Source organism: Bacteroides cellulolyticus (assembly GCF_025567135.1).
GTDB classification, from domain to species: Bacteria; Bacteroidota; Bacteroidia; order Bacteroidales; family Bacteroidaceae; genus Phocaeicola; species Phocaeicola cellulolyticus.
On the sequence record NZ_JAOQJJ010000001.1, the window covers coordinates 449403 to 461199 of the forward strand.

The 11797-nt window shown below is 45.1% G+C and carries 7 protein-coding genes; 3 read left to right on the top strand and 4 right to left on the bottom strand.

What is annotated here, in order from left to right; genetic code table 11:
* The first annotated feature begins 9 nt into the window (after positions 1 to 9).
* The 3 genes from OCV82_RS01960 to OCV82_RS01970 all read left to right on the top strand — a co-directional run bounded on the left by OCV82_RS01960 (position 10) and on the right by OCV82_RS01970 (position 6862).
* Entirely contained in the window at positions 10 to 3258 is a 3249-nt protein-coding gene (locus tag OCV82_RS01960; RefSeq protein ID WP_154042849.1) for a UvrD-helicase domain-containing protein, read from the top strand.
* 18 nt (positions 3259 to 3276) lie between these two features.
* Positions 3277 to 6150: a PD-(D/E)XK nuclease family protein gene (locus OCV82_RS01965; RefSeq protein WP_154042850.1), complete on the top strand. Its 2874-nt coding sequence runs from the start codon at positions 3277 to 3279 to the stop codon at positions 6148 to 6150.
* A 265-nt stretch (positions 6151 to 6415) separates the two neighbouring features.
* On the top strand, positions 6416 to 6862 hold the full coding sequence (locus OCV82_RS01970) for a hypothetical protein (protein ID WP_154042851.1): 447 nt from the start codon (positions 6416 to 6418) through the stop codon (positions 6860 to 6862).
* A 67-nt stretch (positions 6863 to 6929) separates the two neighbouring features.
* Here OCV82_RS01970 and OCV82_RS01975 read toward each other — a convergent pair whose 3' ends face one another.
* The 4 genes from OCV82_RS01975 to OCV82_RS01990 form a co-directional block, all read right to left on the bottom strand.
* Positions 6930 to 7454, bottom strand: a complete 525-nt coding sequence (locus tag OCV82_RS01975) for a nitroreductase family protein (protein ID WP_154042852.1) — start codon at positions 7452 to 7454, stop codon at positions 6930 to 6932.
* Between the two features lie 253 nt (positions 7455 to 7707).
* On the bottom strand, positions 7708 to 8244 hold the full coding sequence (locus OCV82_RS01980) for a hypothetical protein (protein ID WP_154042853.1): 537 nt from the start codon (positions 8242 to 8244) through the stop codon (positions 7708 to 7710).
* A gap of 49 nt (positions 8245 to 8293) precedes the next feature.
* The gene (locus OCV82_RS01985; protein WP_154042854.1) at positions 8294 to 9547 is read right to left on the bottom strand and encodes a hypothetical protein; all 1254 of its coding nucleotides are present in this window, start codon (positions 9545 to 9547) and stop codon (positions 8294 to 8296) included.
* A 36-nt stretch (positions 9548 to 9583) separates the two neighbouring features.
* Positions 9584 to 11194 (bottom strand): hypothetical protein, encoded by a 1611-nt coding sequence (locus OCV82_RS01990; protein ID WP_154042855.1) that lies wholly within the window; start codon positions 11192 to 11194, stop codon positions 9584 to 9586.
* Positions 11195 to 11797: the final 603 nt, after the last annotated feature.

An 11797-nucleotide genomic window follows, 5' to 3' on the forward strand; every position in this document is an offset into this window, starting at 1 on the left:
CCATTCTATATGGAACAGGACCCAAGACTATTAGTATATAAGGCTTCGGCAGGCTCGGGAAAGACTTTCACCCTGGCAGTGCAATATATCAGGCAACTGATAGAAGACCCATACTCATACAGACGTATTCTGGCAGTAACTTTCACCAACAAGGCTACTACAGAGATGAAGGAAAGAATCCTCAGTCAGCTGTACGGTATCGCTACTTCGCTTAAATCCTCGGACGGCTATCTGAAAGAGATAATGAAGACCTCAAATAAAAGCGTTGACGAAATAAGGAAAGCTGCTGACACTGCACTGAAGAATATAATCCACGATTACAGCCGTTTCAGAATAGAGACTATCGACTCGTTCTTCCAGTCGGTGATGAGGAATCTTGCACGCGAGCTTGAGCTCGGCGCCAATATGACCATAGAACTGAATAACGGCGATGTGTTGAGTGATGCCGTAGATAGTATGATTGAGAAACTGGACCGCATGTCGCCTACCCTCTACTGGCTGCTTGAATATATAGAAGAAAGAATAGCCGACGACAAAAGATGGAATGTATCTTCCGAAATTAAAGGTTTCGGTCGCAATATCTTTGACGAGGCATATATAGAAAAAGGCGTGGCATTACGTGAGAAGCTGAAGGACACTAAGTTTATTCCGCAATACAGGAAAAAACTCCAGGAGAAACGTGAATCCATACTCGATACAATGAAGGGATTCAACGAACACTTTCAGGAAATTCTGAATGCCAACGGGCTTACACCTGCCGACTTGAAAAACGGCGCCAGGGGCATAGGAAGCTATTTCAACAAGATTGCATCCGGGAAACTGAGTAATGATGTACGAAATTCCACAGTAGAAAAATGTCTGGAAGGTGCGGAAAACTGGACTACCAAGATCTCGCCATACAAGGATACCATTATCTCACTTGCAAACCAAGTGCTGATACAGGTACTTAATGACGCGGAGAGTACAAGAATGTCAAGCAACAAGGTTCTGAACTCGTGCGACATGTCGCTCCGATATCTCAACAATCTGCAATTGCTCATGCGTATAGACAGCGAGGTAAGGGAACAGAACCTTAGTCATAACCGTTTTCTGCTTTCGGATACCAACGCGCTGCTCCACAGTATCATCAGAGAAGGTGACGCCTCTTTCGTATATGAGAAAATAGGTACTACAATAGACACCGTGATGATAGACGAGTTTCAGGACACATCGCGTATGCAATGGGAAAACTTCCATCTTCTGCTTGAGGAAAGTCTCGCACAGAAGGAAGGCAGTATGATAGTGGGCGACATAAAGCAAAGTATCTACCGTTGGAGAAACGGCGACTGGAAGATTCTTGCCGGACTGGACAAGGACAGAAGTTTCCGCCTGAACTCGAAAACTCTGGATACAAACTGGCGAAGTGAAGCCAATATAATAGCATTCAACAATGATATATTTACATCTGCCTGTAAGGTTCTGAACGAAAGATACAAGGCTGATGAGGGCGAAGACTGTACACAACTGCTTGACGCGTACAGCGATGTCCGCCAGAAAACATCAAAGGATACGAAGGAAGGATATATCAAACTATCATTCCTGAAAAACAGCGAGGAACATCCATACACCGATACCACTATGGAACTGCTGGCAGAGGAGGTTGACTCACTAGTCAAGAGAGGTGTCAGAGTGAATGACATTGCCATCCTGGTAAGAAAGAACAAAAGCATACCTGCCATAGCCGATTACTTCGACAAGAATACTCCATACCGCGTTGTTTCGGACGAGGCTTTCCGGCTTGACGCTTCGCTTGCGGTGTGTATGCTCATCGACGGACTGAGGTATATATCCGAACCTACTGACAGAATAGCCTGTGCAAGACTGGCTGTAGCTTATCAGAAGGAAATCCTCAAAAAAGATGTTGACTATAATACTGTGCTCCTAAATAGCGTTGAGGATTATCTTCCTGCCGAGTTCCGTCTTATGCTGCCGGAGATGAGTCTTATGCCGTTGTATGAGCTTCTTGAGAAACTGTTCGTGATTTTCCGTATGGATATGATAGAAGAGCAGGATGCCTATCTCTGTGCCTTCTATGATGCGGTGACTGAATATATGCAGAACAATTCTTCGGAACTGACCTCATTCCTGACATACTGGAACGATACTCTTTATGCAAAGACTATCCCGTCCGGTGAAATATCAGGTATCAGAATCCTTTCAATCCACAAATCGAAAGGTCTGGAGTATCACACCGTGCTGCTACCGTTCTGCGACTGGAAGATGGAGAATGAAACTTTCAACCACATGTTATGGTGCAAGATAAACGAAGCGGATGCCGACAAGAAACCGTTCTGCGAACTTGACCTTACTCCTGTGAACTATTCGTCTGCCATGGCTGAGTCTTATTTCAGCGATAGCTACAGAGAAGAACGTCTGCAACTGTGGGTAGATAATCTGAACCTGCTGTACGTGGCATTCACCCGAGCATGCAAGAACCTGATAGTGTGGTGCAAGGACGAGCAGAAAGATACCGTATCAAAACTGCTAAGAGAATCAATAGACTGCATGAAAGAAATAAAAATGACATGCAACATGCCTGAACTTAATGAAGAATACGAAGAGGATAAGGAAGAAAACGACGAACCTATCGTATATGAATACGGAGAAATCTGCATAAGCAGTGAGAAGAAGAAATCTGATTCAACTAACAGACTTGTAGCCATTCCTGAGGCTGTAAACATAAAGATTGAATCACTTGAAACGGAGATTGACTTCAAGCAGTCCAACCGCTCGGCCGACTTCATCAGAGGCGATGAGGATGAAGAAGAAAATCTTCGTTCGCAATATATCAGACAGGGACAGCTGCTACATACTCTTTTTGCATCTATCGATACGAAGGAAGATTTGACTGCCGCCATAGAAAGACTTCTGTTTGAAGGTGTAATAGAATCGGCAGAGAAAGCCCAAGAGATATATGAGATAGCAGAAAGAGCTTTGAACCTTGATGAAGTGAAGGACTGGTATAGTGGAGAATGGACATTGTATAACGAATGTTCCATAATCTATAATGATGAACAGGGAAAGATGCAGACCCGACGTCCGGACCGAGTTATGATGAAGGGAAACGAGGTAGTTGTGGTAGATTTCAAGTTCGGAAAGAAAAAGCCGGAATACTCCACACAAGTCAGAGAGTATATGTCCTTGCTATCGGAAATGGGATATACCGACATTAAAGGCTATATATGGTATGTTTACTCCGGCGAACTGGAGAATGTGTAACGATTTATTTAAAAAGAAATGGAAACTTTTCTAAAGCTTGTAGCTCACGATTTATATACGAAGACAAACGGCGACTTTGCCCGTACGGCCATTGTCTTCCCTAACAAGAGAGCCGGCCTGTTCTTCAACGAATATCTGGCATCGGAAACAGACAGACCGATATGGTCGCCGGCATACATAAGTATAGGCGAACTGTTCCGCAAGGTATCAGACCTTCAGATTGGTGATCCCGTAAAACTTGTATGCGAACTCTATAAAGTGTTTGTCAATATAACAGGCAGCAAGGAATCGCTTGATGATTTCTACTTTTGGGGTGAACTTCTTATAAGTGACTTTGACGATGCGGACAAGAATATGGTGGACACTGAAGCCATGTTCCGCAATATCAAGGACCTGAACGAACTTAGCGACAACGGGTACGAATTTCTGGAAGAAGGACAGAAGGAAGCATTAAGCCAGTTCTTCAAGAATTTCTCCATCGACAAGGTTACCGAACTGAAACAGCGATTCATCAACATCTGGGACGTATTGGGAGAAATATATACTGAATTCAGAGCCGTACTCAGCGAACAGGGTATAGCTTACGAAGGTATGATGTACAGGGAAGTAACGGAGTCTATGGATATTGACAAACTCCCTTACGACAGATATGTCTTCGTAGGATTCAACGTGCTGAATAAGGTGGAACATACTCTGTTCAGCAAACTGAATAAGGCTGGAAAGGCTATGTTCTATTGGGATTACGACAATTTCTATCTCAACAAGCATCCTCACGAGGCAGGCGAATTCATAAAGCGCAACCTAAGGGATTTCCCATCGGAACTTCCACCATCTGTATTCAACAATCTGAACTCCCCGAAAGATATTACATATATTGAATCGCCTACCGAAAACGGACAGGCAAGGTATCTTCCGCAATGGATAAGAACAAACCTGACAGAGGAAGAAAAGGAAACAGCGGTAGTATTGTGTAACGAATCTTTACTACAGCCGGTGCTGCATTCTCTGCCAGAAAATATACGTCATATCAATATCACAATGGGATTTCCATTGTCACAGACTCCTGCGTGCAGCTTTATCAACTCACTTGTTGAGCTTCACACCTCAGGCTACAATCCGTCAAACGGCAGATTCCTTTTTGCCGAAGTTTTGAGTGTGCTTAAACATCCATACACACAACTCCTGAGCGAGGAAGCAGAGAAGCTGGAGAAATCTCTTATCCACGACAACCGCTTCTACCCCCTTCCTTCGGAACTGAAAAAGGACGAAACTACAGAAACCATATTCACGCCTTGCAACAGTAACCATGCTATCTGTCAGATGATTTCTACAGTACTGAAACAGGTAGCAGCCGTATATCAGAAGAAATCAGCTACTATGGATACAGCTCTTGACCAGCTGTATCGCGAAGCGTTGTTCAAAGCATATACCATGGTAAACCGTTTTAACTCTCTTATAGAAGAGGGCGACCTTGATGTGAACCAAAGTACATTCAAGCGTCTGCTCTCACGCGTCATACAGTCGGCCAACATTCCGTTCCACGGCGAGCCGGCAATCGGTATGCAGGTGATGGGAGTACTTGAAACACGAAATCTTGACTTCAGAAACGTAGTAATGCTTTCGGTGAACGAAGGACAACTGCCTAAAAGCGGAAGCGATGCCTCGTTCATCCCATATAATATCAGAAAGGCTTTCGGTATGACTACTATAGACCATAAGATAGCCGTTTTTGCATATTACTTCTACAGACTGCTGCAAAGAGCTGAAAAGGTAACCCTTCTTTTCAACACATCAAGCGACGGAATAAACCGAGGAGAGATGTCACGCTTCATGCTCCAGTTCCTCATCGAATGGGGATTCGACATCAAACGTGAAAGGCTGGAGGCCGCCCAATCACCACAGGGTACCGAAAAGATTGAAATCAAGAAGACTCCGGAGATAATGAAGCGAATGCAGAGCAATTTTGATATTAGAGTAAATAAAAAGGCCCTTCTGTCACCTTCTGCACTCAATACATATATAGACTGCAATCTGAAATTCTATTACAAATACGTAGCATTGCTGACCGCACCTGACGAAGTAAGTGCAGAGATAGATTCTGCAAAATTCGGAAGCATATTCCACTATGCTGCCGAGCATATATACAAAGACCTCACGACGCACGGCAAAGTGATAGATTGCAACTCTCTTGAAAAGCTTTTGCAAAACGATGTAAAACTTCAGGAATATGTTGACAACGGTTTTAAGGAACTGTTCTTCAATATACCTTTGACAGAACGTCCCGAGTACAACGGATTACAGCTCATAAATTCTGCAGTAATTCTGAGATACATAAAACAGCTGTTAAGAAATGACCTGAGATATGCTCCTTTCACATTTACTGCTTCAGAGAAATTCGTAGATGAAGAAATTGATATCAAAACTCCGAAAGGCGTAATCAAATCCAGAATTGGTGGTATAATAGACCGTATGGATACTAAAGACAATACTTTGCGAATAGTGGACTACAAAACTGGCGGTGACGCACAGTGTCCACCTGACGTAAAGTCACTGTTCATCCAAGACAAGAAAAGATCTAACTACATATTCCAGACATTTATGTACGCATCAATCGTCTGCAAGAAACTGAGAGAGAAAAACAATCCGTTAAAGGTTGCTCCTTCTCTGCTATATATACACAAGGCGGCATCGGAAAACTACTCACCGGTGGTTCAAATGGGAGAAGCCCGAAAAAAAGAAGATGTAGATGATTTCAGCATCCACGAAGATGAATTCCGTAATGGTCTTAACATTCTTTTAGAGGAGATTTTCAATCCTGAAACAAGTTTCTCTCAAACAGAAATTGAAGAAAAATGTCAGTACTGTGATTATAAAGATTTGTGTAAGAAATAACATTTTGATATAATTACTGTTAATTTAAGGCAGTTTTCCGAGCTTTTATAATGCATATATCACGGAATATGGTTATATTCGCATGTTTTTCATAGTAATAGATTTATATATCCTGACTTCAAGCTTGTGAAAGCAAGTAAGTCAGAGAGACAAAAGAGTTTGTCCCTAAAGAACAAGAGACTGCAATTTTCCCCGGCAGTCTCTTTTTTTGTTCATATATATAACTTAATTTTGTATCATGATAACAGTTAAAAACACAAATCTTATGAAAACAAGAACATTAATCGAATCAATCAAAAGCAGAGCTTTTTATTTAGTGTTATGTTTGGCCATGGCAGCAGGCTTTGTAGGTTGTAGCACAGAAGAAGTAACAGAAGACGATGATATAACAGGTTTATATATCGGTGGTTCAGAAGATACAGGAGAAACAAAAATAACAATATCAAAGAATAGTTCCGGATATACCTTTAATTGTACGTATGAAGATTGGGCAGCAGCAAATTCAAGATTAAATGTTCCAATCGTAGAATGGAACGGAACATTCACTAAAATTCCATCAGATGTTATAAAAAATAGCAAAGGAGAAAAAATTGGTGAAATTGAATTCACGAAGACCAGTGAATATATACAAGTTGAGTTTACATCATTTATAGAACCTAAAGATACATACAGAGCGAAAAAAGGAGGCGAGATGGCTGACGTTAATTTATAAAAACAACAAAGCCATGGCATAATCAGACATTGATTCAGCCATGGCTTTTATTATATCTTATAGTGTATCACTTTATAACCCTGTAGTAATCCACTTTACGGGGCTTAGGAGCATCAGCCGATTTTGCAGGATATCCTAAGGCAAGAGCTCCAATTCCAACAAGTCCTTCAGGCAATCCGAAACTTTCCATCAGTTTCTTTCCTTCATCCGTAGAAAACATTTCCCTTTCCCTATGAATCCAACAACTTGCAAGCCCTATTGCGTGGGCAGCAAGCATCATATTCTCCAATACGCAACTACCATCCTGTATAGGATTATTGGCATTTGCAGGAGTAAATACTAGGACGTATGTAGGTGCATCATAATATGGGTTAGTGGTAACCCCCATCACACGGGCATTCATTCCAGCCAATTTCTTTCTTATATCATCATTCTGCACAGCTACAATGTAAGGCGACTGCATGCCTCTTGATGTAGGCGCGTATGTACCGGCTTCCAACACTGCTTTCAATTCTTCGTCAGTAATCTGCTCAGCCTTATACTGACGGCAACTGCGACGAGTCTTTATAATCTCCAAAAATTCGTTATTCATATCCGTATAATTTTTATGTTAATACCAAGATTGAAATCATCGTCAACAAAATTAGTCAAAAGCACGACATATTATACATTCAGACAATAATAAAATTTATTTTCTATAAAAAATCCTCTCCATGACGGAAAAACCGCAACAGAGAGGAATTGAAAAGATAGAAATCGAGGCTTTGTTACCGCTCTTTACACCTTAATACTATTCCTGAACTACAGGTTTGATTATATCGAGGGAAATGAATTGGCTTTCATAATCAGAACACATAGACAAATCCTAACGAAGCTCCCCTCAGCAAATTAATGGAGAAGGATTTCTGTCCGGAGTTATATCCCAATGCCCCAAGTGACGTAGTAAGATATGTCTTACTGGAAAGGGAAATAAGCAGTCCAGGTGTATATCCAAATGAGAAAGCAAATGCATTTTCGGCTACTCCGAACCCCATACTTAGAGTATTCATCATTCCAATCGTCTTGTTGAACGGAACGTAATAACCTCCACAAGGCCCTATGGCAAATATGCTTGCTCCACCAGGTGCAACTGACAATCCTAATTCTCCACCTACATACCAATTGTCAGTAAGCATATAGTTGACACCCGGAGAAAGAGAAAATGTCACATCTACGTCCGTACTGCTTCTAACTACTCCCCATCCGCTTACAACTTCCGTACTACCGATGTCCAACGTCAAACCGATGTTTCCTCCTACGATGAGGTCTCCCTTTTTTAACTGGGCATTGGCTGCCGATACCATCACTAACAGGCCGATGGCCCACATAATCATTCGTCTCATAATTCGTTATTATTTAAGGGTTAAACAAGTGTCATCCGGTTCCATGCCGTCAGCGCAGCAGTTGCATCTGCTGGTACTCAATGGTTGACCCGATGTTGGGATTGAAGAAGTAGCTGTCCGACGAGAGGATAGTACCCGCGTCCGAAGTGCTCCACACCTGCGTGCCGCTGCCGATGGGAATGTCCACCACCGTGCCGTCGCTGCTCACGTAAGGGTTCACGCCCCGTATGGCCTCGCTGTGCAGTTGCGTCACGCGGTCCTGCATGGCACTGGTGCTCTCGTACATGGACATCTGTATGTCGCTGATTTCGGCGGCATTCTGCCGGAGCTGCTCGCTGATGCGGGCGGCCTGCTGCTGATTGCGGATGATGCCCGCCCGCACATTCTGCTTGATTTGCTCGATGCCCGCCTGCTGCATGGAAACGATGGCTTGCGAATACTGGGGATTGAGCTGAATTGACCCTTTCATGCGCGAGGCTTCGGTGCCGGCCACGTCCAGGCTCTTTTCGTCGGCAGCCGTGAAGGTGGTCAGTTCAAGTACGTTCCATAGACGGCGGTCGATGGTGCGCATTGTGCCGTAAGGCATCCTCACGTCGAGGATGAAGAAGCAGGCCGTCGCCACGTGGTACACCTCCTTGCCATCTTCCAGCTTAATGACACAGACAATGGCCGCCGCATCTGCTTTGGCACCGCGTATCTGGGTAAAGCTGCTGCCCATTGCCGAGTTGGCCAGACCCTGTTGGAAATTCCGCAGGAGTATTTGGCCGTATTTGTCAGCGTATTGTCTCATCGCGTCCGGCAGTTTGTCGTAAGTCTGCACATCCTTCAGTTCGATGGACCGTGCATCGGGGAACTGCGTCTTCACCACGTATTGCAGGTAGTCCTCGGCGGTGGTATATGGCCACTTCATGCTGCGCAGCAGGGGGTGGCGTTGTCCGGTAGCCACACCGTCGTTCTCGTCGTAGTAGGAACGGGCCATTTCGGTGTAGAAGCCCAGTTGCCTGGCTCCGTCGCTTCCTTTGATTTGGGCGTTGGGAGTGCCGTTGGCCTGCTGGAAGTCCTCCAAGTCCACCTTGCCCACCAGTTGCCAGCCGGGCAGACACTCGATGGTAAGCACTTGGGCGTTCTGCATGTAGGGGTCCTTCAGGCTGACCGTCCTTGTCTCATTGCACACGGTAGCGGTGGGCTTGCGCTCGTCCGTACCGGAAAGGTTTGTCCCCTCGGCAGCGTTTCCGCTTACTCCTGTCCCTCCGCATCCGGCGGAGAGACAGGCTGTCAACAATAGTATAGGATACATCTTCATATTTTTAGCATTTGCGATATTTTTGAACAACCATTATCAGAAAGCCAGAACAGGACGTACATAGTAGCCCGCAGTATTAGTATATCCAAAATAGCGCGGGATGGGATTCCCATTATTGTCCACTTTATCAGATGAGGTGTGAAGGTAACGTCTATCAAAATCGTCATATTCATTAGGAATATCTTCACCAACCACACGTATATGTTCTTTCAATTCTTCTCGTGTGGTCGTATTCTTGACTTTCTCGAATTGTCCCTCCATAAATCTTGATTTAGCGGGTTCAAAACGGGGTACGCCGACGCAAGACATTTGTCCGTAAGATGGCAGGAACCATCCGCTGCTATTCTGAGGAGCCGCGAGCGAAAGTTGCCAGTTGTAAATGTCACCGACTTCTATTCTAGTCCAAACCCATGCACTGCCATCCAGACTTTGTTCCCAGCCACAGTTCTTTTTACCATAGTTGATGGCAGCTTCCAAGGCTGGGTGTAAACAACAAGGACGGCGTGTGGCTTCATGCTTCAGCATAGCCATGCAGTTGTAATAACCGTTGAAATCTTCCTCGCTATCGATGGTACCCATATGCGTATAGCGATGCTCCGTTCTCGTATCCACGTCTGTATTACCATCGTCTGTCACAGCGTTGCACATCCTGGATTTTATTCCAAATTCATTTACCCCGTATCCACCGGGGTTGTCGAAGTTCGTCTGGTTCGGTACATGCGTCAGCGATACGACATAGCCGTGGACGGTGCTGCCCAGCACGGGACCGCCTTCGGTGAGCGGTTGGGTATAGTCGGAGCGGTCGGTCTCATGCCTTCCGGCGTAGAACACGATGCCGATGCAGGCATCCGCCAGTTCCTTACTCAGCTCGCTGTCGCCACGCAGCAGGGAGCCGTCGTTGAGGTAGAAGTCGCCCAAGCGTGCATGGTCGAGCGGCTTGTTGCCCAGCATGCCGGGCAGCGGCTCGTCGGTGATGGTGAAGGTGTACACCTCGCTCCAGTCTGACGATGCCACCGCTGTCACCGCCTTGACGCTTGCGCTGCGTCCGGTCGGAGCGTCTCCTTCAGCCAGTGCCTTGACGCTCACACTGTGCTCGCCCGGAGCGTAGTCGAAGAGGCTGAAGCTGATTTCGGGTTCGTCAACGGGCACTTCCTCCCCGTCGTCTATCTTGTAGAGGTAGGAAACGGCATTCGCGACGGGTGCCCACGTGACGGTCACGGTGCAGCTCTCCTTATTCACATCGGCATTCAGTGCTTCGGGTGCCTGCAGCTTCGTGCTTTCCACGGTGAAGTCTGCCTTGCCCCACTCCGAAGGGCTGAACAAATCGGGCTGGGCGTTGCTGACCGCCTGCACCGTGATGGAGTGGCTGCCTCCCTCGAATTTACTGTACGGCTGGAGTTCGAGGCGCGTCTCCCCGGTTTTGTACAGGGTTTCGTCGCCGGAAATCTTGTAGTGGTAGTTGTCAGCATTCTCCACCGCCTGCCATGACACCACGATGGTCTTTGCGTGAACATCAATTTTAACCGTAACCACCGGAGCCGCAAGCTGTGTCTGACCGATGGATGGCTGGTCTTCCTTATCGCAAGCCGTCATCAGAAAGAGGACTGCGAAGATGCACATTGCCAAGTAGAAGAATCTCGTTTTCATAACATATAATATTAGGTTAATACAATAAAATAATGTTCGGAAACATACTTCGTTTTTCTTTAAAGATAAGATTTAATACACTTATCTGCAACAGGTTACAAACCTACTTTACACGAACATATACATTGTTTACACGAACAGTACGACAGAAAGCATGAACCACAATTTTACTTTTCCACCCAATTGCTGCATTGGATTAATAAGAGAAAAGGTATATATTTGCAAAAAGAAATCTTATCTAAAACGCCATGTTACGGAAAGAAAACATATGTCACTTATTCGCTTGCCTGTTCTTCGCACTAGACCTACTGCTCCCTACATCCGTGCTATGTAACACACATGATACTACAGCCATTACCTCGAAATACGCTTTCCGCCGCTACACCACGCAGGATGGTCTTCCACAAATGCTCACCGAGTGCATCCATCAGGACAGAAAGGGGTACATCTGGATAGGTACCCTTGCAGGATTTGTACGCTATGACGGTTTCGAGTTCGTGCCATATCTCAAGGGGGGAAGACCGGAAAACATAGTAGCCTTTCATGAGGACTCACTTGGTGTCACAGCCTTAGGTTTCCGTCGCAAGCACCTCGCCGGAGAAA